Below are 24243 nucleotides of genomic sequence, written 5' to 3' on the forward strand. Positions count from 1 at the left end.
GCAAAAATGATATAATTGAACTCTGAATACCAATCTGCTACAGGAGAACGATAGCGATGCAGCCAACTTACATGGACGATGCCGGGTGGGACAAGCTCATCTCGGAGGTAGCCCAATCTTTCGATGATCTGACCCTGAAACGGGGATTTCAATATTATAAACAAAAACGCCTGCACGCCTTCAAGATGATGACAGACCGGGAAATCATGTGCATTGTAGAGGGCCGGGAAGATTATGTCACAGCGGTTAAGCTGGACCATCTGCCGGAGAGCCGCTGCGGTTGTCCCGTATCCGGGATGTGTAAGCATATGGCCGCTGTGCTGATGCAGTATGCGGAGGATCAGGAGCGGCCTGTGCATTCCATTGCCAATGCCAAGGCGCTTGTAGACCGGCCTAAGATCCCTGCCAAGGCTCCCGCCGTTCCGGGACGGCGCGGCGAACAACTGAAGAAGCTGGCCGCGCTGATTCCCGGGGCTACCGTGCAGCAGTGGCGTGAGTACATGGCACTTATTCTGGAGCCGTTGATCCATACAGTGCGTAACCCGCAATATGCCGACCGGGGGCTGGCCGCCATCACCGGGGCTGCGCCCAAGCTGTCTCCCGCTGCCGGCAAGCTGTTCAAGCTTCATGCCCATCTCTGTGTACTGGAGAGCCTGATTAAGCCGGGAGGACAGCCGCTGGCAGCAGGCCTCTCCACCCTCAGCTATTCGGTCGGCTACTACACCTCCATTGCCGTATCCGATCTGCAAAAGCAAATCCTCCAGATGATGAAGCAAAGTCTGCCGCTGGCCGAAGCCCCCGAAGAATGGCCCAGAGTCTACGATACGATTGCCTATCTGCGGGGCGAGATGCTGGCTGAGGTCCGTGACCGTTCAAGGGAACAGCCTTATCTCGCTAACTGTTATTCCCTGCTGTGGAACCATTGGATTACACCAAATCTAAGCGGACCGGAGCTGTATGCCAAGGAGCTTGTGGAGCTGAAGCAGGCAGGGGAAGCGTTAAGCACCTCTGCTTCCCGCCATGCCCTGCTGCTGGCGGAGAGCCGGATGCATGTGTTCCTTCACGAGGATGCCGCCGCTATGGAGAAGCTGCGCACCGCAGCCGAGCATCCCGGGCTGCACCCGCAAGAGGTGATGGACTTCCTCTCTCCACTGGCTGGGGCCCGGCAGTGGGAGCGGCTTACAGACTGGCTGGCTGTGACCGGACCGCTGCTAAGCAGCAGGCTGTACAATCTGCAGGATTATGCCGAATACTGGGACGATGCCATCCATTATCTGCCCGAAGCGGAGCCCCGGATGTGGGAGACGCTATCCGGTATGCTGCCGCTGTCGCGCGAGATCTATGAGGAACAGCTCCTGGCCTACGGCAAATGGCAGGAATGGATGGATATACAGCTATCCTCCGGACACCGGCCTGCCGACTTCCGGGTAAGCGATCTGCAGCCGGTAGAGAAGAATGCACCGGAGCTGCTTCTGCCGTTCTATCATCAGGCGGTGGAACGATTCGTGCTGGAGAAGAACCGGCATAGCTACAAAGCGGCCGTGAAGCTGCTGAAGCGTCTTGCCAAGCTGTATAAAAAAACAAAACGCGAAGCGCGCTGGAACGAGTTCCTGGACGGTTTTCTGGACAGGCACAGCCGGCTGCGCGCCCTTCAGGAGGAGCTGCGGAAAGGAAAACTGATTCCATGAATACAATGATGCGCAATATTACGGTCCAGCTCGCTTTGAGCCAGTATGGGGACGCGCTGATCTATGGCGTGGATGACCGGGATGATTATGTTCCCGGTGTCCAGCTCAAGCAGCTGCTGTTCGCCTGGCATGAAGAATCCTTCTACGGCACGGAGCTTAGTCTCTCGAAGGCCGATGAAGTGGAGCTGATCGTGCTTCCTGCGGAGCAGGTCCTTCCGTTCTTCGCCGGCCTCCGGCTGCTCCGGCATGTCGGCTGGAGCTGGCAGGGCGATGCGAAGCTGTTAACCCGGCTGGCCCCGCTGCTGGCGGGCGTACTGGAGTCTAAACAGTATGCCCCCAGCCTCCCGGCCTACCGTGAAGGCCAGCTCCGCTGGACCTGGGGGGAGCAGGCGCTGGCGGAAGCCGCCGAAGCGAACTGGGACGATGCAGCGGCGCTGCACAGTCTCCAGGAGCGCAGCGGGTTCACCGAAGGGCTGCAGGCCGCCTTCTCTGCGGCGGTCTTCCAGCGGTATTACAGCATCGAGGCGCAGGCCGGTGACCTGCGCAGTGAATTCCCGCTGCTGTTCAGCGGGAACCCGGCCGCAGCGGCCGGGATGGACGAAGACAGCTGGCTGATGTCCATCGGCTGGAAGGCAGACACCGCGCCGTTCCGGCCGGTGGTGCAGCTGCTCGAGCCTGACGATGAGCTGCCGCACTGGCGGCTCCAGCTTCTCTTGCAGGACAAGCGCGACGAGTCCGCGCTTGTGCCGCTGCGGCTCACCGGGGACGGCGAGCCGCACGGCGATTGGCCCGATGCGTGGACAGAGCATGTCCACGAGCGGGCGGGCGGGTGGCTGTCACGGTTGCGTGACAGCCTGCCGGAGCACATCGGGCGCGGGGCCGATGTGCTGGCAGAGCCGCTGAGCGACGCGGTCGCGTGGCGGTTCCTCACGGCCGACAGCCGGCTCCTGCTGGAGGCCGGCTGGCAGGTGCTGCTGCCGGCGTGGTGGGAAGCCGCCAGCCGCAGGAAGCCGCGCCTGCGCGCGAAGATCAGCTCCGGCACCGCCGAGGGCAGCCGCGGGCAGTCGCTGTTCGGTCTTGATGCGCTCGTCGATTTCGACTGGCGCATCTCCATCGGCGACGCCGACCTGTCGGAGGCGGAGTTCGCCGACCTCGTGGCGCGCGGGGAACGCCTCGTCCAGTTCCGCGGCAGATGGATTCCGCTGGACCCTGCGCTGCTGGCGCAGATTCAGCGGGCCATGGCCGGGATGGACAAATCACGCGGCTTATCCTTCCAGGATGTGCTGCAGCTGCACCTGCTGAACAGCGGGGCAGACGGCGATTCGGAGGAAGCGGACGCGCTGCGTGCGGAGGAAGAAGCTGAACGCGTCCGGCTGGAGGTCGAGCTGAACGAGCATCTGGTGACGCTGATCGGCCAGCTCGGGCAGCGCAGCCAGTGGCCGAAGCCGGAGATTCCGGCCGGTCTGCATGCCGAGCTTCGCAGCTACCAGCATGAAGGCTTCGCCTGGCTGGTGTTCCTGCGCCGCTTCGGCCTTGGCGCTTGCCTGGCCGATGATATGGGGCTCGGCAAGACAGTGCAGCTGATTGCTTACCTGCTCCACTTGAAGGAGCAGGAGGCGGAAGCGGCTGCTTCCGGCGCACCCGTAGCCCGGCGGCAGACCGAGCCGGCCGGATGGCCTTCGCTGATCATCTGCCCGACCTCGGTGCTCGGCAACTGGCAGAAGGAGCTGCAGCGCTTCGCGCCTTCCCTGAACGTGATGCTTCACTACGGAAGCAGACGGCTGGATGCCGGATATTTCTACGGCGCTGCTTCGCAGGCGGATGTGATCCTCACCTCCTACGCGACCGCAGCGCTGGACCAGGAACTGCTGAAGCAGTTCACCTGGGCTACCGTATGCCTGGATGAAGCGCAGAATATCAAGAATGCCGGAACGAAGCAGTCCGCTGCGGTACGCAGCTTCCCGGCCCTGCACCGGATTGCCCTGACCGGGACCCCGATTGAGAACAGGCTGTCTGAGCTGTGGTCAATCTACGATTTCATCACGCCGGGATACCTGGGCAGTCCCAAGGGGTTCCAGGACCGGTTCGCAAATGCCATTGAGAAGGAACGGAATGCCGAGCGGACCGCAGATTTGCAGCGGCTGGTCAAGCCGTTCATGCTGCGCCGCAAGAAGAAGGACCCGGCGATTCAGCTCGACCTGCCGGATAAGAATGAGATGAAGACCTATATTAACCTGACTGCCGAGCAAGCCGCTCTCTACGACCAGAATGTGAACAGCCTGCTCGAACGGATGCAGAAGCTGGAGGGCATTGAACGCAAGGGGGCCATTCTCGCCGCCTTGACCAGCCTGAAGCAGCTCTGCGACCACCCGATGCTGCTGACCAAGGAGGCGCTGCCTGAGCCGGAGGCGGGCCATGTTCTGGATACCAGCGCCTTGATCGAACGCTCCGCCAAGCTGGAACGGCTGCTGGCGATGGTCCGTGAGCTGCGCGAAGAGAATGAGCGCTGCCTGATCTTCACCCAGTATGTCGGCATGGGCAAGATGCTCCAGGCCGTACTCCAGCAGGAGCTGCAGGAACCGGTGCTGTACCTGAACGGCAGCACCCCGAAGAGCACACGTGACCGCATGATTGAGCGGTTCCAGGCGCCCGCGCCGCCCGCAGGCGAAGCCGCGGCCAATGCCGCCCGATATCAGCCGTCCGATCAGCCGAATGTATTCATTCTCTCGCTCAAAGCAGGCGGGGTCGGACTCAACCTGACGGCTGCCAATCATGTGTTCCACTTCGACCGCTGGTGGAATCCGGCAGTGGAGAACCAGGCCACCGACCGGGCCTACCGCATGGGCCAGACCCGGGATGTGCAGGTGCACAAGTTCATCTCGCTCGGTACGCTGGAGGAGAAGATTGACGAGATGCTGGAGAGCAAGCAGCAGCTCAGCGACGATGTAATCTCCGGCTCCGAAGGCTGGATCACCGAGCTGTCTACAGATGCCCTGAAGGATCTGTTCACGCTGCGCCGGGAATGGGTAGGATAGGATGGGATCAGAAGCTTCTGGCCCATTCAGAACTGGGGGTTGTTGCCAGATCAGGACCGGTGTGCTAAAATCAACTTAACTTTTTTAGAACGGAGGGTTGCGTGTGATAGACTATATCCGGATTCGTACTTTACGCGGCTAATTACATTCTCATAGCGCGAAAGCTCTGCCTTGTGCAGAGGACTCAGGATAGGTCTGTCCATAAATAGCAACCCATAAGCATTGCATTCCATAGATAATACCTGCTAATCCGCTGCCGTGCAGCCGGTAACCAAAACCGTTACACTGTCCTTATATGAGGGTTTCTCCTCCTATTCAGGATAATTTGTACCGGCATCAAGGAACCGGGGTACCGGCAGGATATGCAGGTATGCCTCTTGGCCGCCGGAATTTCCACCCTCCGGCTGCGGTTCTGTACTTCATGGTGTCTATGGATATGCCGGGCTGTATAGCTGCTCCCGTATAGCGGGCTATACTTGGACCTTATTCTGTTGTTCCTCAATTTACTGGTAGCACAGGCAGACTGCCTGTGCTTTTTTATGCTCAAATTACACTTTGGAGGTTGATCTATATATGGAATCCGTACTACAAAAAGCAGTCATCGTCGGTGTACAGCTACAGCATGACACGAACTTCGCTTATTCGATGGAGGAGCTTCGTAACCTCGCAGCCGCCTGCGAGATTGAGGTAGTGGCTGAGCTGAGCCAGAAGTCCAGCCGGGTGAACCCTTCTCATTATCTCGGGACCGGCAAAATCCAGGAGCTGGCGCTGCTCATGGAGCAATACGAAGCGCCTATCGTCATTTTCAACGATGAGCTGTCACCGTCCCAGATCCGCAATCTGGAGTCCGCGCTGGACCGCCAGGTGATTGACCGGACCATTCTGATTCTGAATATCTTCGCGCAGCGGGCCAAGACCAAGGAAGCCCAGCTCCAGGTAGAGGTCGCCCAGCTTCAGTATATGCTTCCCCGCCTGACGGGGCTGCGGGAGTCGCTCGGCAGACAAGGGGGCGGAGCCGGTCTGAAGAATAGAGGGGCCGGGGAAACCAAGCTGGAGCTGGACCGCAGACGGATCGAGGAACGGATCTCTGTGCTGCAGCAAGAGCTCCAGACCCAGGTCTCCCGGCGCCAGATCCAGCGCAAGCAGCGGCATAAGAATGAGGTGCCCGTCGTCTGTCTGGTCGGCTATACCAATACCGGCAAGTCCAGCTTAATGAACACACTGGTGGAGACCTATCATCCCGGCTCAGGCAAAGGGGTGCTCGCCAAGGATATGCTGTTCGCGACGCTTGAGACCTCGGTGCGCAGCATTGCGCTGCCCGATCACAAAACCTTCCTGTTAACCGATACCGTAGGCTTCGTAAGCCAGCTGCCCCATCATCTGGTTAAGGCCTTCCGCTCGACACTGGAGGAGGTAACCGAAGCGGATCTGCTGATTCATGTCGTAGATATTGCCGACCCGCAGCATGAGCAGCATATGGCTGTAACAGAGGAGACCCTGAAGGCGCTGGGCGCTGACGGAATCCCCACCTTGTATGCCTATAACAAAGCCGATCTGAGGGATGAGCCTTATCCGCAGGTAGGGGAGGATTCGGTAACCCTCTCGGCTAAGAAAAACCGCGGAATTGCCGAGCTGGTCACGCTGATCCGCGGCCGCATCTTCACCGACTATATCCAATGTGAGATTCTGGTCCCGTTCGACCGGGGCCATATTGTCTCCTACTTCAATGAACATGCCGATGTGCAGTCCGTCAGCTATGAAGAACAGGGCACGCGCCTGAAGCTGGAATGCCGGGCCGCAGATGTGGAGCGGTTCAGAGATGAGTTTGTAGAGATTTCTCAATAAAATCTTTTCCCTCCGCTTCTTTTGCTTTTTGTTATTTTCTTCAGTGCGTCTTATATATAGTATGTAAAGGAGCGGGTCCCAGTAAGAACACTGGTACCCGCTCTTTGTGTTGTCTATTCAGGTAGTGCAGGCGGGAATGCCTCCGCCCATGTAACGCTTGAAAGACCGTAGGCTGCGCACTTGTCATGCTTAGCCTGCCGGGCCGGGACGCAGGTTAAGCACAAACTCTCCTTTAGCTGATGTCTCTGCTATCTCTGCTGTCCCTACTGTCTCTACTTTCTCTACTTTCTCTACTTTCTCTACCGTTTCTCCATTAACCCCCCTCTCTCTAGTCTTTCCATTCACTCCCTTCTCTCTGTTCTCACTATTCTCTCCGTCTTCTTCATTCTGCCTGTTCCTCCCGTTCTGTCCGCCGCTCACCCGCAGCCTGCCCCCGTCTGCCATCTCCAGAACCGGGGCCGTACCCTTCGCGCCGTCTCCCCGTACCTCCAGGGAGGACACAAGCGCCGCCTGCTCCAGAGAGGTGAAATCAATGCTTCTGCGCGGACCGGAATAGAGTATCCTGTCGATATTTATCCGGCCGCCCGTCCTGTGTATTTCCCACGAGCGGCCGTGCACTGCTTCTTCCGGTCCGCAGAATGCGGCAAACCAGGTTCTCAGATCAAACTCAGTCCCTCCAATGATGATGCTTGCTCCGTCATTCGTAGTTACGGCGGTGACTCCATCCAGACAGCCGCCAATCTCCAGCCGCAGCCGCAGGTCCGCAGCCTCAATGACGCCGGAGATCCGATCCAGATTGGGATGGGTATCGCCGCCGTCCGTAAGGAAGTCGATGCCAAACAGCATATATCCCGCTTCCTGCAGCGCCTGAAAACGTGCAGAGCAGTAGTCATAGCCGTCATGCAGGCAGCGGAGACGGATATAGGCGGGCTGGCCGTGATTGTCCGCATAGACCAGCAGCGGCCGTCTTTGGTTCCACAGGTCGCTATGGGTGAAGGAACCCATGCTCCACTGCGGAGTCATATAAGTGACCGCCCATTTGCCGCCGCCCCCTGGCTCCTCCCCTTCCAGCCGTTGTCTGACTTCCTTCGTCTCAGGGATCGTGAAGCCATTCAGGTAGGCGGTCGGACAGTGCAGGCCGCTCTTATACCATTCTTCCTGGTAAGGCAGCTCCTCCCAGGGGAAGAACATCACGGCTCCTCCCGTCGCCAGCTGCAGACAAGCCTGGCTCTGCTCATCCAGCAGCGCCCCGTAGTTCCGGGAATGCGGCCCCGACCACTGGGCGGTGGCAGGGTGATAATAACCTGCGACTGTCTTCCAGGTCAGGTCAAGCAGCTCCCCGGTCAATGCCTTCACCCTGTCGTCCGTAGTCTCAGACCGAAGCTTCGACAGCTCCAGAAGGGCGATATAGGTGTAGACCGGGCTGTTATATTCCTGAAAGGCCCCATGCTTCAGGGTATGAACATGCAGCTCCCTAAGCCGCTCCAGCCCATATTCGGCATACTCCTCACGCCCCAGCACCTCCCCGGCAATTCTCGTGACAAAAGCTCCAATGATCGCAATATTGGTATAATCGGGGCCGACATTCCGCCGGATAATGGCTTCGCAGGCGTACTCAATGGAACGGGTCACCGCTTCCAGCAGATCGTCCGGGAAGCGGCAGCCGTGGCGTGCGATGGCCTGCACCAGCCGGCTGCCGCAGAAGTCGGCCCAGTTCCAGTCTGGAGGGGCCATCTGATCCAGCGGCTCCTCATAGAACCAGGACCAGATTCCGAAGGTATCATGGCTGCGGTCGCTATCCTGCAGCGAGATCACCTGCCGGATGATATCGAATGCGCGCTGTTCATAACCGGCCAGCTCCGTATCGAGCAGCCCGAGCGCATAGGTGAGCGAATCTCTGGTGGAATGGATGAATTCCGCCTGCTTCAGCGTCGTATGATACCCTGGACTGCTGAACGGGGAGCGCAGCATGCGGAGGTCCGGATCATAACGGGCTTCCTGCCCGGCCATCGTGCGAATCAGCAGCGGCAGCTGATCAATCTCTTCGTTCACAGGCTCTGCGGTTTCCTTCACTTGATCCTCCTGCCTCTCCTTCAACCTTCAAAGGTACCGTCCACCCTCGGATGCTTTGGATAGTGTATATAAAACACACCTAAGTCTTGAACTTGAAGCTTTGTCGTCACTGCGGTGAACATTTGGACTTCCGGCCGCTGTTGTCCCCAGATTTCTTAATTTGAACCACTGTTAGCGGGTGAAATCCGGTGACAAAGGCGGTCGCTACCGCTCCTACAGTTCCAAATTTCCCCTCCGCTTCTTTTGCTTTTTGTTTAGTTCTTTAGCACTTCTTATCTAGATGCTCTAGATACTGTCTATGCTGTCCAGCTGCTGTTGAGTCATTGCCTCTGTCAGCAGCTGCATCACCAGCCCCTGGCCATACAGCGCCGGATATCGTTGAACAGCGTTATAGGCTTCGACCGAGGGCATAACCGGAGTGCCTCCTGACACCCCCTCTACCTCCCCGTCTGCACGAATGAGCGGAAGAATTCCTTCCAGTGCTTTCACGGCGCTCCCCAGAAAAGAATCCTCCAGCAGACCGACCCTCACCGCCTTGAAGAAGCCGCAGGCGATACCGGCGCTGGCCGAGGTCTCCAGGTAATAATCCGGCCGGTCCAGCACGGTATGCCACAAGCCGCCCGCTCCCTGAACCAGCCGCAGGGCTGAGACAAGCTTACGGTAACGGCTGTACAGCTCCTCCGGGACGGCAGCTATCCGCCCGGTTAAGGCCACAATCTCCGGGACAGAGAGGACAACCCAGGCATTGGCCCGGGCCCAGCGGGCGGCCGACATATGGTCGCCCGCCCGGCTGTTCCAGCCATGGAACAGCAGCCCCGTCTCCGGGTCCTGCAGCAGCCGCAGATGCAGGAGCGTCTCGTGCAAGGCGGCCTCCGCCAGTCTCCGGTCTCCGCTCAGCCCGGCAAGCCGGGCCAGGAACAGCACGGCCATATACACCGTATCCGCCCACATCTGTTCCGGGAATTCCGCCGCCTCGGTCACGGTATGCTCCAGCGCCCCTTCCCGGGTTCGCGGCGCAGACCCCAGTATCCATCCGGCAACGTCCTGAGCCTTGCTGAGGAACCAGGGGTCCCCGGTCAGCCGGTACAGCTCAGGGAACAGCGCATAGGGAGCCAGGGAGTTGATGACCAGAGCCCCCTCCGCCTTCGCCTGATTGCGCTTCACCCAGAGCAGCAGGTAACCGGTCACCTTCTCCGCACCGGCGGCTGTGCCGTATTCCAATAAAGAGATCGCACCCACGCCCGGCACCCAGTCCCAGTGCTCCATATCCATTGCCCAATTGCCCTTGTGCTGTTCGGACCGCATATATTCAAAGATAAGGTCCAGCTTCTCCTCGAATTCCCGTCGTTCTCCTAACGCCCGCTTCGTACTCAAGACATCCTGATCCCCCTTGAACCGTAATCCTCCCCTTGCGTATCTGCATGGACCGGAGAGCTTCCCTGAAACTGAATCTCCCCGAACAGCGCCTGAACCGTAAGCTCTACCGTATCCTCATGCAGCGAATAAGCATTCACCAGGGTGTCGAGGAAGGGTATATCCTGAAGCAGATACGGCGAGGCAAAGGAAACGCCGATCGGCGTGACGGTCTCCGCATGCTGCATGGCCCAGATTGCCTTGGCCGCTTCGCCCACCGGACGGGCCGTATTCATCATCCCGTGCAGCGGCAGGAAATAGGGCGCAAAGGCAGCATCCCAGTGTACCCCGGACAGCTCCCATTGCCTCAGTGTAGTCAGCGGCTCGAATTCATCCAGAATATCCACTTGCAGCCCTCTAGCCTTAAGCTGTTCAACAAAAAGATTCATCCGTTCATATCTGCGCCCTTCCGTCACCTTATTCAGCATGATCACCAGCACCCGGCGGACCGTCTGCGGATTCAGGGGCAGCTGGCCGGTCCGGTTGCGGACCAGTGTAAGGCAGCGCCCGGCCAGCGCCCGGCTGAATTGCCTGACCTCCCGGTCCAGCTCCGGCCGCAGCTTGTCGTCCAGCAGCGGCAGCGCTGCCCCGTCTTCTCCCGCAGCGCCGGCCGAATGCACTCCAAGCCGCGCCTTCATCTCCAGAATCCGCCGGACACTGGCGCTCAGCCGCTCCCGGCTTACCCGCCCGTCCGCCACCGCCTGCTCCATCACCGCGAAATATCTCACGCCCGGCCAGAGCAGCACATCCGTGCCGCAATTGAAGCAGTCTATGATGCGCTTCTCATAGTCTCCCCAGGCCAGGAATCCGCCCATATCCAGCGCATCCGACAGCACCACCCCGTCGAAGCCCATGCGTTCACGCAGCAGCTCCGTCGTGATGCGCTCCGACACGGTTGCAGGGACAGGCTTCGTGCTGCCAGCACCGCCCTCGATCCAGGGAAGCGCAATGTGGCCGGTCATATAAGACATAACGCCCTGATCTATGATGGTCCGGGATACCTCCCCGTAAGTGGAGAACCACTCCTCCTCAGACAGGCTATTAATCGTAGTAATGATATGCTGATCCCTGTAATCTACCCCGTCGCCGGGAAAATGCTTGGCGCAAGCAGCCATACCATAGTCCTGCATCCCCCGCATGAGTGCCGCAGACAGGCGCGCCGCCCGCCTGGCATCATCCCCGAGACAACGGGTCGTAATGACGGGATTCATCCAGTTCAGCAGCAGATCGGTTCCCGGTGCCAGCGCCCAGGTGAATCCGGCCGCCCGGCCTTCCATCGCGGTATATTTACCGTATTCGTAGGCCATATCTTCATCGTCGGCAGCAGCCAGGGCAAGCAGGGGCGGAAAAGCGGTCAGGCTCCTGACTGCGGAGCCGGCCCCGAATTCCAGATCACCGGAGAACAGCAGCGGCAGCCTGCTGATGCTCTGCAGCATTCCGGCCCAGCTCCGGTAATCCCCGGCCTTACCCGCAGCCTTCTGGATGACTTCTCCGCCGATGAAGAAGCTGCCGACCGGATATTGCTCCAGATACCTGCGCAGCGCTGCCTCATCATCTCCCTTGAACGGCAGTCTTCCTGCATGGTCCTGCATCGTCTGCCCGATCAGCTCACGCAAGCTCAACCCTTCCAGCGTGCGCTCCACCCAGTCCTGCTCTTCGTTGCTTAACGGCCTCTGCATAGTCCCGACTCCTCCCGGCAGTTTCTTGTCTCCAGTGTAACGATAATCCGGGCTGCCCTGAATACAGCCAGCTATAATATAAGTTCAAATTTCTATTATCCCCCGTTCCTCCCTCCGTCAGGGCAGAGCAATATGGAGGGTCTCACTGAGCTTGTTATTCTCCTTGTTCATCTCCGCATAACGCCAAATATCATTCACAAAAAAGCTGACTGTAAAGTCCCCGATGGTCGGCACTGTCCAGCGGGGCGTGCCTTGGGCGCTGCTGTTGGCCGTTAAAGTGATCTCTTCGCCCGGCTGAATCACACTGGTATTCGTATCCGTCCAGGATACTACCCCGCCGTTCACCGAGAAGGCTCCGCCGGTGATCTGGCCCAGACCGGTCGAAGCATTCAGCGGCGTAGGACGGACGCCGATGTTCTTCACTTTGGCCCAGAAGATCAGGGAATCCCCAAGCTGCGGTGTGCTGTGCGTGGACGGGCTGCCATTGCTGTTCACGATATTCCAGCCGATACCGGTCACCGTCAGATCCGGCCCCGGCGCCGGCAGCACGGATTCATAGCTCTCGAACTCCAGCCCGCTGACCATGACTTTCCCGCCATTGCCTGCAATTTCAATCCGGTGCAGCCCGTACGCAAGACCCGTCAGCTCATAGACAATTTTGTGGTCGCCCTCCAGACCGGCCTGCGGAATCACTACGGTCTCCTTGTATTCACCGTCCACATAAACATCCGCACTGCCCATATCGCTCTTGATATCCGAACGCCAGCGGACGCCGATGCCGTTGAAGCTGAACCCGGCCGAAGCATCCGGCCCATACGTCACATGGGACACGCCGTTCGGTGCGGTCTCGAACCCGGTATAGTCTATATAAGCGTGATCATGGGCGACCGGATACCAGTGGGAGAGCGGAACATACAGACCCTCCTCCAGCTTGAAGTAATCAAGATTGGCACCTTTCCCGGCTGAAGTGAAGCTGATCGTGTTATAGCCCGGCTGGAGTGTAATCCCATACTGCCTTGCAGTTATATTGGCTGTCCAGCTTCCCGTGGAGGGCAGGGTAACCGTGGACTGCTTCACTCCGTTCACGAGGATATTTTTCTTAGAATCCTCATTGGAAGCGTATACAATAGTTAAGGTATAGCTTCCGCCGTTCGCAGAATCGAAGCCTTGGATCGCCAGGCCCCCGCTATGCGTCTGCTCGACGACCTTGCCGCCCGAGGCGCTGCTGTTGTTGCCGGTCCTTAGCGGAAGTGCAAAAGCGGTAGCTTCAGCCTCGAATTTGGACGGATCTCCCGCGGCATGAGGCGTAACCGGCATGACCGCTGTAGTTGCAGACACGGCTGCGCTGAGGGGCGATTCATTGCCGGAGTCATCCACAGCCTGAACCGTGTAGCTGTAAGTGGTCTGCGGAGCCACCGTGTAGTCACTCCAGAAGGTCAGGCGTCCGGGAATATTCATTACCGGAACGGTTCCGCCGTCACGGTACACATTGTAGCTTACAACCGCATCATTATCCGTTGAGGCATTCCAGGTCAGCCTGATTTGCTCATGGCTTACTGCCGCTGCCGACAGACTGGCTGGCGCAGAGGGTGCGGTGTTCTCCTGTTCATCCAGAATATACTGGACGGTCTCCCCGGCACCGAGTGACACTGTAAGTGTAATATACGGCGATGCTGTAAGCTGAACCCGGGAATAGGCGGCAGCATAGGTATCGCCTGGACCGAACCGTTCACCGGTATACGTTCCGCTGGACGGCATCGCAACCCGGACCTCCATGGTTACCGGCGATGTCTCAAAGTTGACGAAATTCAGCAGAATTTTATCGGAAGAAGCACCTATAGCCGTAGTCCCCAGCGCCGAGGTATCGACTGCGCGGACATACGCTTTTTGCCCGGTTAATGAAGATGCATTGAGAACCTCGTAGGGGAGCGGACTTCCATGGGTAGCATAGGCGGCGGCCAGTCTGCGGAATGTCTTCAGCCGGGTCTCCCCCGATTCGTTGATATTGGCGGGCACTGCTGCCGTGTCCTCATAGCGGTGCGAATTCCAGTTGATCGCGGAATCGAACAGGCCAAATTCCGTCCCGTCGTTGAAGAAAGCCGCATGCTGCATAATATGGTCCACATAACCGATATTCCCGCGCAGCTCCCGGTCAAAAGCAGAAGCAAACCTGTAAGCAAACGTCCCGTATTTCGTATTGTCGGAATGGTTGTCATTGCTGCCGGTCTCACTCATCGCCATTTCCTTGCCGAAGCCTTCGTCTGAATCGCCATAGACCCGCAGATTCTCATACAGGCTTCCGCCCGGCAACGGCTGAACCCCGGTGCCTCCGTAGCTGTGGCCGTTGGTCACATCCGACAGTGCTTCAATCGCGGCCCGCTGGGCGGCATCCCGTTCCCAGCCGTCAGGTGTCCCGTTATACGGCCAGTACGCCCAGCCGGGGGCGACAATCTTCAGATACGGCTGGCTGTTACTCTGCCTCTCCTCATCCATCAGCTCGTGAAGCGCCAGCACCGCCTTCTGTGCCCAGCCGAACAATCCGGGCTCATTGCCTGTCTCGGCATACTGATACAGATCGCCGAATTTGCTGACAAATCCGCTGTAATAGCTCCGCAGCGCCGGGCTGATAGTGCCTGCGGCCAGCTCACTGTTACTCTTCCAGTTGCCACCTATAATATTGACCATCGGCGCAAGGTTGAGGTCACGCAGCGTCTCCAGATAGGTCCGTCCCTGCGGGTCCCAGCCTGCGCTGGTATCCGACCAGAAGGAGGTGCGCATCCAGTTGCCGCTGTAGGCGATGCCCAGCCACTTGGTCATCGGCGCCAGATGCCGGATCGCATGCTCGTCATACCTGAAGGTCGACGCGGCAATGGTGCTTCCCAGATGCACATACCTTCCATGAATAGGCTCAGCGGGCTGCTCAGCCAGTGCATCCAGCCTGAGATAATCCCACTCGAACCACAGGTACCGGTCTCCGTCATAACCGGGAGACTGCGGATCGGCATATAACCCGCGGTCCAGAACCAGCTTAAGCTCATTCCCTCCGGCCTGCAGCATTTCCCGGGGAATGTAGAGTCTGTAGGTTTCTTTCCAGGTGCGCGAAAGGGGGGTCTCGCCGTCATTCAGCCCGGTAATCTGGATCAGCCCGCTGAAGCTGCCGTTGGTGAACACTGCCAGCTGTGGAATGGCGGTGCTTGCATCCAGTACCCTGAAGCTGAACTCCACGCCATAGAGCGGAACTTCTGTTAGATTGAAGGTGAGACTCATCGTCCCGTTGCGGTCCAGCTTCATTCCGCGGGAGATGGTATTCCAGTTCTCGGAGCTTACGGGGAGGGGAATATTCTCACTGTACACATCTTGAAATACCGTGAATTCAGAGGAGCTGTTATCCTGCTCGCCCACCTGCCAGAGCAGCCCGAACGGCAGATAGGTATCCTCTGTGACTGTACTATTAAGCATCGAATCAGCATTAGGCGCAGGCGGCGGGAGCTCCGCCGTGGATTCGTTGTTTTCCATCACAATCGCACCTGACGGTGGTCCGGCAGAATGAATCCAACCGGCCGGCATCAGAGCGGACATCAGCACCAGAACAGTAATGAGCAATTTGCCTGTAATTCTCTGAATTCGCATATTAACACCCTCTCTTATGATCAGATAGGGGCTCCCCAAGGGCTGGATCAGCGAAAGAGAATACCCGGTATCCGCGGCAGGCGGCCGCTGGGACTGCTGCTCTGAATACCGGGCGTGCTATGGCCATAGCTGCTTATTTGGCGGCCAGAAAAGCATCGAGCTGACTCTGAATTTCGGTAATCACAGCGTCCAGGCCGGCGGCCTTCAGCTTGCTGTTCATTTCCTTCAGGACCGGTTCAGGGTCCTTTTCCCCGGAGTACAGGGTGTTCTTATACTGCTTCGTGATATTGATCAGGGCACCGATCTGTGACTGCACCTTGGTCGAATCGAAGACAAATCCGATCACCGGCGATACGGCGGCGTTCTTGTTCCAGTCCGTGTACAGCTGCACGCGCTTAGGATCTTCGTCCTTGTTGAGGTAGTTCAGCAGCACGTTGCCGATCATCCAGGAGGATACGGAATTGTAGCCGCTCTCGGGAATGAATTCCACCGTGTTATTCTCCAGCTTCTTGTAATGCTTGCCTTCAATGCCGAAGGTCAGCAGGTTGTAGAGCACCGGATCGGTATGAATCAGATTCATGAACATCATGGCCCGTTCAGGGTTTTTGGAGGTTCTGGAGATGGCGAGCATTGAGCCTTGCAGACTCTTGGTGCTGACCCCCACCGGCAGCAGCGTCTTGATGATCATCGGCTTCTCGGCAAGCCGGGTCCAGTCATTGGTGGAGGTCGGATTCATGTTGCCGTAGACGAACCAGGCCTTGCCGCTTTTGACCGCATCCTTCAGCTCCGTCTTGTCTGTGGCCCCGTTCTTGTTAATATAACCTGCTTCATACCAGCTGCGGATCAGCTTCAGCCGTTCCACAATCTCCGGCGTATCGTATTCGTTGAATACCTTCATCGTCTTGTAGTCGAGCAGGGTCGGTATTTCATTGCTGCCGTCGAGATCCTCACTGTCCGGATAGGCGGTGAACCAGTGCAGGCTGTCGGTATGGTTCATGAACAGCGGCGAGAGAGCCGGTTCCTTCTCCTTAATCGTCTTCAGCATCGGTTCAATATCCTCCAGCTTCTTGATGCTGTTGACATCGAAGCCGTATTTATCCACAATCGCCTTGTCAAAAGCAAACCCGACCGACTGCCCCAGCTCCTTCTCGGTTGGAATCGCGTACAAATGTCCGTTCACCGTAGCGGCCTGGAGATAGGCCGGATTAATCTGTGCCTTCGTCTCCTTGGCATAGGTGTCGATCAGCTCCTCCAGCGGCAGGTACGCTCCCTTGGCGGCATTGGTCATGAAGTTCCAGGTATAGACCATATCGAACACTTCGCCGGACTGGATCATCAGGTTGACCTTGTCGGCGGGTTTATCCCAGCTTAGCTGGTTAATCTTGAGGGTGGCATTGATTTTATCCTTCAGGTAAGCATTGATCTCCTGCTCAACAGCAGCTACATCCTTATCCGGCCCGCCTGGCAGATACAGTGACAGCTCTACCGGTTCCAGCCCATCCGGCGCTTCTGTCCCGGCCGCTTCCGTTGCTGTGGCTTCCTTCGTGGCTGCCGGAGCTGTGGTGCTCTCTCCTGTTTTCTCTGTAGGCGCAGCCGGATTGTTGTTATTGCCGGAGCATCCGGCCAGGGTGAACCCCGCCATTAGCACCAATGACAGCAGCAGACCTGTGACTTTTTTACCTGCCATACTTTTTCCTCCCCTTGATGGAACAATATATGCTAATCGGTGGATGCCGAGGTTAGCCTTTAATGGAGCCAAGCGTCAATCCTTTGATGAAATACCGCTGGAAGAACGGGTAGGCCAGCACAATCGGGCCAATGCCGATCAGCGCCATCGCCATGCGGATAGTTTCCCCCGGCAATTTGGCCAGCTCTGTGGCCGAGCCTTGAATCAGTGCCCCGTTGCGGCTCAGGTAGTCGGCCTGGGAGATCATTTTGTACATGAGGTATTGCAGGGAGTAGAGGTCTGTATCGGTGATGAAGATCATGCTGTTGAACCAGTCGTTCCAGTAATGCAGGGTATTGAACAGCCCAATCGTGGCGAAGACCGGCAGGGACAGCGGAAATACAATCTTGAAGAAGGTCCGCAGCTCCCCGGCCCCGTCGATGGTGGAGGCTTCAATCAGCGCGGGCGGAACACTCATCTGGAAGTAGGTCTTCATAATCAGCACATTGAACGGAGACAGCAGCATCGGCACAATGAGCGCCCAGATGGAGTTCTTGAGATCCAGCACCTGGGTGTAGACCATATACCACGGCACCAGCCCGCCGCCGAACAGCATGGTGAAGAAGATCAGGAAGGCGAAGAGCCCCCGGTAGCGGAAGTCGGCCCGCGAGATCGGATACGCATACAGGGAAGAGATGAACACACTGACCAGCGTTCCGGTAATAGTGACGAAGAACGAGATGCCGTAGGCTCGCAGCACCACGCTGTAATCCTTGAAGATATAAGCGTAAGCCTCCAGGCTAAGCTTCTCCGGGATGAACTGATATCCGTTACGCACAATGTAATCGTAATCCGTAATGGAGATCATGAAGACGAGGACAATCGGCAGCAGGCAGGCCAGAGACAGGATGATAAAAATAACATGGAGGAGGATGTTGGTGAATCTGGATATTTCGTTATTCGCCACGGATTTACACTCCTTCTTAGGATACATACGCCGCCTGGATATTTTGCTAAAATACAGCCTGATCCCTATCGACCTTGCGCACGATCCAGTTCGAGCCGAGGACCAGGAAGAAACCGACCACCGATTGGTATAATCCGGCCGCTGCGGACATCCCCAGATTGCCCATATTAATCAGCGCGTTATAGACGTAGGTGTCGATGACCAGCGTTGTCGGGTACAGTGCCCCGGAATTCAATGTGGTCTGGTAGAACAGCCCGAAGTCGGAGCGGAAGATCCCGCCGATTGCCAGAATCGTGGTGATAATAATGACCGGCCGGATCAGCGGAATGGTGATATGCAGAATCTGCTTCCACTTGGTGGCTCCGTCAATCAGGGCCGCTTCATAATACTCGTTGTCAATACCGATGATGGCCGCGAGGTAGATGACACAGCCATAGCCCACCCCTTTCCAGAGGTTAACCAGCGGCAGAATGAACGGCCAGTACTTCGGCTCGGAATACCAGTTCAGCTCATCCAGCCCGAACAGGGCGAAGATTCCTTTGTTAATGAAACCGTATTCAACATTCAAGAAGGCGAACACAAGATAGCTTACTACCACCATCGACAGAAAGTACGGGAAGAACATGATACTCTGATAAAATTTGGCGGCCAGCTTGTTCCTCAGCTCATTCAGGGCAACCGCAATGGACACGGCGATGACCAGATTGAGAATGATAAACACGAAGTTGTAGAGCACCGTATTGCGGGTAATAATCCAGGCATCCGAGGTGGCGAACAGGAATTTGAAGTTATCCAGCCCCACCCACGGACTGCCGAGAATCCCGTCCACATAGTTGATATTCTTGAAGGCAATGATGATCCCGAACATCGGCAGATAATTATTGACCAGCAAAAACACCACACCCGGCAGCAGCATCAGCAGCAGAACCTTGTGCTTGCGCAGATGCTTCAGCATGGGCTTCTTTCTCTTGTTCCGGCCTACCGGCAGGCTGCCGCTGCCCGGATTAGCCATACTTTTCTTATCCTCTGTAATCATGCCTTCCGCCTCCTGATTCCTTCAGCAGTTCCTCTCTTCCATGTCTTAAGTGTAGCCGCAGAAGGACCGATGCTAAATAAGGCCATCTATAATAAAAGTTCAAAATCCTACGGAGTTTCGATCGGGCGGCTACCGTCCGCTTCCGGCGGATTGGAGTGCACTTTTGCTCTTCCGGGGCGACTGCCGCCCGCTTCCGGCGGAATGGGGTGCACTTTTGCTCCTCCTTGGGCGACTGCCGCCCGCTTTAGGCGGATTGGGGTGCACTTTTGTTCCTCCGGGGCGACTGCCGCCCGTTTCCGGCGGATTGAGGTGCACTTTTGCTCCTCCTTGGGCGACTACCGCCCGTTTCCGGCGGATTGGGGTGCACTTTTGCTCTTCCGGAGCGGCTGCCGTCCGTTTTCGGACGCATCAGAGGGATTTATCCCTCTCATTCCCGCACATCGCCCGCTTCCAGACGCATCAGAGGGATTTATCCCTCTCATTTCCGCACATCGCCTGCTTCCGGCCGCATCAGAGGGATTTATCCCTCTCATTTCCGCACATCGCCCCCTTCCGGACGCATCAGAGGGATTTATCCCTCTCATTCCCGCACATCGCCCGCTTCCGGCCGCATCGGAGGGATTTATCCCTCTCATTTCCGCACATCGCCGGCTTCCGGCCGCATCAGAGGGATTTATCCCTCTCATTCCCGCACATCGCCCGCTTCCGGCGAATTCAGAGGGATTTATCCCTTTCATTCCCGCACATCGCCCGCTTCCGGCTTAAGATGAGTTAGCACTCCTGTCGTAATCAACATGAATCCCCCCGAAAGTTGAATTAAGCGTAAGCGGGCACATCCAAGCAACACAAAGGGTGCTCCACGATTGATAGCTGTGGAACACCCTTTGTGTTTAGCTGAAACTTATCTTGCCGGTCTGATTTGATGTGACTAGGTCAGTCTATGCACCGACCATACAACACCTGAGGAGGCACCGCCAAGATCTAGCGGCAGTGTTAATCCATCTGCTACATAGAACAGTCCGATTACGTCGCCTGCCGTCAATTCGAATTCACCTGTCAAGGTTACCGTGCCGTTGCCAAGAATCGTCCGGAGGGTCAGCAGAAGTGCAATGTTAACATTCAGCAGCGGGAACAATCCTGTTACCAGATCTGTTACCGTTGGAGAGCTTCTCCGCACTACAAAAGCCGGATTAACTCCTGCACCTAACGCCACCGAGATTGCAGCCGTAGTGCTGTAGTTAATAGTCGCCTCAAATGAGTATCTGCCGGTTGCCGGGATCGTATAGTTACCCGTTGCTTCGTTAAAAGTCGTACTGTCGTAATAAGGAGTTGTCACCGTCCAGCCTGTGAGCTGCGTACTGGTCGCTGCCGAGAATGTAGGCAAAAACGCGGAGAACCCTTCAATTGCGATATTGGGGCCGGTCACTCCCGCCGCTCCAGTCGCCCCGGTCACTCCCGCCACTCCAGTCGCACCCGTCACTCCCGCTACTCCAGTCGCTCCCGCCGCTCCGGTTGCCCCGGTCACTCCTGCTGCTCCAGTCGCCCCGGTTACTCCCGACGCTCCAGTCGCCCCAGTCACTCCTGCTGCTCCGGTCGCCCCGGTTACTCCTGCTGCTCCGGTCGCCCCGGTTACTCCTGCTGCTCCAGTCGCACCTGTCACTCCAGCCGCCCCGGTTGCCCCGGTCACTCCCGCTACTCCAGTCGCACCCGTCACTCCTGCTACTCCGGTCGCCCCGGTCGCACCCGTCACTCCCAATGCTCCAGTCGCACCCGTCACTCCCGCCGCTCCGGTTACTCCTGCCGCTCCAGTCGCCCCAGTCACTCCCGCTGCTCCAGTCGCACCCGTCACTCCCGCTACTCCAGTCGCACCTGTCACTCCCGATGCTCCAGTCGCCCCGGTCACTCCCGCTACTCCGGTCGCCCCGGTCACTCCCACCGCTCCGGTCGCACCCGTCACTCCCGCTACTCCGGTCGCCCCGGTCACTCCCGCCGCTCCGGTCGCCCCGGTCACTCCTGACGCTCCAGTCGCCCCGGTTACTCCCGCTACTCCGGTCGCCCCAGTCACTCCCGCCGCTCCAGTCGCACCCGTCACTCCCGCTACTCCGGTCGCCCCAGTCACTCCCGCCGCTCCGGTCGCCCCGGTCACTCCCGCTGCTCCGGTCGCCCCGGTCACTCCCGCTGCTCCGGTCGCCCCGGTCACTCCCGCTACTCCGGTCGCACCGGTCACTCCAGCCGCTCCGGTCGCCCCGGTCACTCCCGCTACTCCAGTCGCACCGGTCGCACCCGTCACTCCAGCCGCACCCGTCACTCCTGCTGCTCCAGTCGCCCCGGTCACTCCCGCTACTCCGGTCGCCCCGGTCACTCCCGCTGCTCCAGTCGCCCCAGTCACTCCCGCCGCTCCAGTCGCACCCGTCACTCCCGCTACTCCGGTCGCACCCGTTACTCCTGCTGCTCCAGTCGCACCCGTCACTCCCGATGCTCCGGTCGCACCCGTCACTCCCGATGCCCCGGTCGCACCCGTCACTCCCGCTACTCCAGTCGCACCTGTCACTCCCGATGCTCCGGTCGCCCCGGTCACTCCTGACGCTCCAGTCGCCCCGGTCACTCCCGCCGCTCCAGTCGCACCCGTCACTCCCACCGCTCCGGTCGCCCCGGTCACTCCTGACGCTCCAGTCGCCCCGGTCACTCCCGCCGCTCCAGTCGCACCCGTCACTCCCACCGCTCCGGTCGCCCCGGTTACTCCCGCTACTCCGGTCGCCCCAGTCACTCCCGCTGCTCCAGTCGCACCCGTCACTCCCGCTACTCCGGTCGCACCCGTTACTCCTGCTGCTCCAGTCGCACCCGTCACTCCCGATGCTCCGGTCGCACCCGTCACTCCCGCTGCTCCGGTCGCCCCGGTTACTCCCGCTCCAGGTCCTGTCGCACCCGTCACTCCCGCCACTCCAGTAGCACCCGTCGCCCCGGTCACTCCGGCCCCTGTCGCTCCGGTCGCCCCATTGGCTCCCGTCGCTCCTGTTGCACCCGTTGCCCCCGTTATGCCTAATTCGCCCGTTAATTCACCCGAGACCAGGCGGTGGGCGGTTACCAGTTGGCCGGTGCTGCTCTTGCCCCATACCGATATCCGGATCGGATCATCCGTTGTCGCTGATGTAACAAACAGAAATTCAAAAGCGTCCAGATCCGCATAGTAAGTGTTAGAAATAGATTCGTTCGCAGCTACGTTAATAGTTTCACTGACATACACGGTTCTTACTCCTCCGAGCATGTAATAGCCTTGTACCAATAATGTGGAAGCTTCCAGAGAACTGCGGTTATCAATTCTGACTGTAACCTGCGTAGTCGGTCTAACTCCTCCAACCTGGTTATTTTCCAGTGGTCCTGTTGATAGAAAGGTCATCTCCCCGTCTCCTTTATGAATATCTTTTTTTAATTTTCCTGCTACATACTTCCTTTCACTGCTGAATCTATCTCTTCTCTTAATAGAAGCCAGCACGGAAACTAGCAGCACAAAGAGGCGATTAATATAGTAGTATTCCATTAATTCCCTTATGGTATGGACATTACAGCTTCATTGCGGCACTCATCCTATATAAATAGGAGACAACACAAAGGACCCCTCCCGCGGCCGCTGTGACCAGGAAAGAGCCCTGAATATAGCCCTGCTATTATTGTATTCCTGTCCTTACCGAGCCTGCTCTTCTTACTCCTTACTCAACCGGCTCTGTTGGCTCTCTCCCTTCAAGGGCTCCCGGGGATCGAAGTCCGGATAGATATACTCATCACGCTCAAAAGAATACCCCGTATCTGCAATGTCGAGCATCTGATTCAGCCGCTCTGTCTCGCTGCGCAGCCCCTGGCGAAGTCCAATTTCCCCTTCGATGATCCGCAGATACAGCTGCATTCTCGGACGGTCACCCGAATCGCGCGGCTCCGTAGATACCGTGTTAGGATCATACTGGTCCATAATCTGCGGAGCAGGCGGATAGATGGATTCTGCCGCCGTGGGGTAGAATTCCTTGAAATGCCCCAGTCCGGGGGCTGTACTGGGCAGGTTGAGAATCCCATCTACAACCGGCAGGGCCAGCGCCTGCTGATAGAGAATCGTCAGGAACTCCTTCGATTGAAGGAATCTCCATACCTTAACCGCCGCCTCCCGTCCGCCAGACGCGCTGTTCACACCAAGCGGAGAGTGGGGGACCATCATCAGGGCGCCTGCCTTATACTTCGACAGATCCGCAACCGGCGGCAGAACCACTCCCCAGTCATCCTTAGGCATATACTCCTGCAGCTTCACATAATCTTTGCTGGTGACATACATCATGCCGATATTGCCATCGGCGAACTGCCGGAGGGCGCTGTTCCGCTTAAGCAGAGCCTCTCCCGGATAGAGACTGCCCTGCTGCTTCATCTCTATCACCATCTGAAGCCAGGGGGCATACACGCTCAGGTCATAACGGCCCGTCCGGTAATCATAGAAATAATAACCGCTGTAGGTATTCGACATTTCAAGTCCGGTCTGCAGACTGTCCTGGGTATCCCCTGCGGGCAACACGAATCCATATTTGTTCACCCCTACTCCGGCCTTGCTGATCTGCAGGGCGGCTTTCTTCACCGCTCCGAAGGTAAGCGGAGGCTGCTCCGGGTCCAGTCCGGCACTACGGAACAGTTGCTTGTTGTATACCAGGCGCACGGTATCAATGCTGGAAGGCAGGAAATAGATTCCGCCCTTGAACAACGAACCGGACGCATAGTCCCTGGCCCATGAAGGGAATCGCTCCAGATAGCCAGGCTCCAGCTCCGCAGCCAGGTTAGCCAGATATCCCTTGTTCACATAGGTAGCCAGCCAGGCATTGTCTACGCTGAACACATCCGGTCCCCGGCCGGAGGTCATGAGCATGTTCAAGGTGTCATCGTAGACATCGGCAGCGATATCCATCACTTCAATCTCAATCTGATCAGGATTGGTTCGATTAAATTGACTGATCGCATTCTTCACCTCCAGGTTCTCCGTCCAGTCATAGAGGGCGATCTTCACCCGGGTTGTCTGCACCGGCACACCGGCAGGCTGTTCCGGGGTGAAGTCCGGCAGCAGCGGGCGGTCATAGACCATAGTATAGATAGCAAGCCCGCAGCCTAACAGAGCGATGAGATAGAACAGGAATCTTTTCATGCTACACCTCCTGCGTTGACATCAAGACTTCTTGCGTTTTA

The 24243-nt window shown here is 57.8% G+C and carries 12 protein-coding genes; 3 read left to right on the plus strand and 9 right to left on the minus strand.

The genetic code is table 11. The annotated features are described in order from the left end of the window. Nucleotides 1-56: 56 nt before the first annotated feature. The 3 genes from HQN87_RS15995 to hflX all read left to right on the plus strand — a co-directional run bounded on the left by HQN87_RS15995 (nucleotide 57) and on the right by hflX (nucleotide 6568). The gene (locus HQN87_RS15995; RefSeq protein WP_173135282.1) at nucleotides 57-1688 is read left to right on the plus strand and encodes an SWIM zinc finger family protein; all 1632 of its coding nucleotides are present in this window, start codon (nucleotides 57-59) and stop codon (nucleotides 1686-1688) included. Further along, nucleotides 1685-4723, plus strand: a complete 3039-nt coding sequence (locus HQN87_RS16000) for a DEAD/DEAH box helicase (RefSeq protein ID WP_173135285.1) — start codon at nucleotides 1685-1687, stop codon at nucleotides 4721-4723. Before HQN87_RS15995 ends, HQN87_RS16000 begins: the two co-directional genes overlap by 4 nt. A 573-nt stretch (nucleotides 4724-5296) precedes the next feature. Further along, entirely contained in the window at nucleotides 5297-6568 is a 1272-nt protein-coding gene (hflX, locus tag HQN87_RS16005; protein ID WP_173135288.1) for a GTPase HflX, read from the plus strand. A 189-nt stretch (nucleotides 6569-6757) separates the two neighbouring features. Here hflX and HQN87_RS16010 read toward each other — a convergent pair whose 3' ends face one another. From HQN87_RS16010 to HQN87_RS16050, 9 genes are all read right to left on the minus strand, one after another. Continuing rightward, nucleotides 6758-8641, minus strand: a complete 1884-nt coding sequence (locus HQN87_RS16010; RefSeq protein ID WP_173135292.1) for a DUF8769 domain-containing protein — start codon at nucleotides 8639-8641, stop codon at nucleotides 6758-6760. Between the two features lie 285 nt (nucleotides 8642-8926). Continuing rightward, complete coding sequence (locus HQN87_RS16015; RefSeq protein WP_254075517.1) at nucleotides 8927-10015, minus strand: glycoside hydrolase family 88 protein; 1089 nt, start codon at nucleotides 10013-10015, stop codon at nucleotides 8927-8929. Next, entirely contained in the window at nucleotides 10012-11733 is a 1722-nt protein-coding gene (locus tag HQN87_RS16020) for a glycoside hydrolase family 3 protein (protein WP_173135296.1), read from the minus strand. Before HQN87_RS16020 ends, HQN87_RS16015 begins: the two co-directional genes overlap by 4 nt. 117 nt (nucleotides 11734-11850) lie before the next feature. Continuing rightward, nucleotides 11851-15363: a carbohydrate-binding domain-containing protein gene (locus HQN87_RS16025; RefSeq protein ID WP_173135299.1), complete on the minus strand. Its 3513-nt coding sequence runs from the start codon at nucleotides 15361-15363 to the stop codon at nucleotides 11851-11853. A 133-nt stretch (nucleotides 15364-15496) separates the two neighbouring features. Further along, the gene (locus HQN87_RS16030; protein ID WP_173135302.1) at nucleotides 15497-17050 is read right to left on the minus strand and encodes an ABC transporter substrate-binding protein; all 1554 of its coding nucleotides are present in this window, start codon (nucleotides 17048-17050) and stop codon (nucleotides 15497-15499) included. A 52-nt stretch (nucleotides 17051-17102) separates the two neighbouring features. Then, entirely contained in the window at nucleotides 17103-17996 is an 894-nt protein-coding gene (locus tag HQN87_RS16035; protein ID WP_173135306.1) for a carbohydrate ABC transporter permease, read from the minus strand. Between the two features lie 46 nt (nucleotides 17997-18042). Beyond that, nucleotides 18043-19008 (minus strand): ABC transporter permease, encoded by a 966-nt coding sequence (locus HQN87_RS16040; RefSeq protein WP_436836473.1) that lies wholly within the window; start codon nucleotides 19006-19008, stop codon nucleotides 18043-18045. 952 nt (nucleotides 19009-19960) lie between these two features. After that, nucleotides 19961-22429 (minus strand): collagen-like protein, encoded by a 2469-nt coding sequence (locus tag HQN87_RS16045; protein ID WP_173135313.1) that lies wholly within the window; start codon nucleotides 22427-22429, stop codon nucleotides 19961-19963. A gap of 303 nt (nucleotides 22430-22732) precedes the next feature. After that, nucleotides 22733-24202, minus strand: coding sequence for an ABC transporter substrate-binding protein (locus tag HQN87_RS16050; protein WP_173135316.1), 1470 nt, complete (start codon nucleotides 24200-24202; stop codon nucleotides 22733-22735). Between the last annotated feature and the right edge of the window lie 41 nt (nucleotides 24203-24243).

The sequence above is a fragment of the Paenibacillus tritici genome (assembly GCF_013204885.1).
Taxonomy (GTDB): domain Bacteria; phylum Bacillota; class Bacilli; order Paenibacillales; family Paenibacillaceae; genus Paenibacillus_AQ; species Paenibacillus_AQ tritici.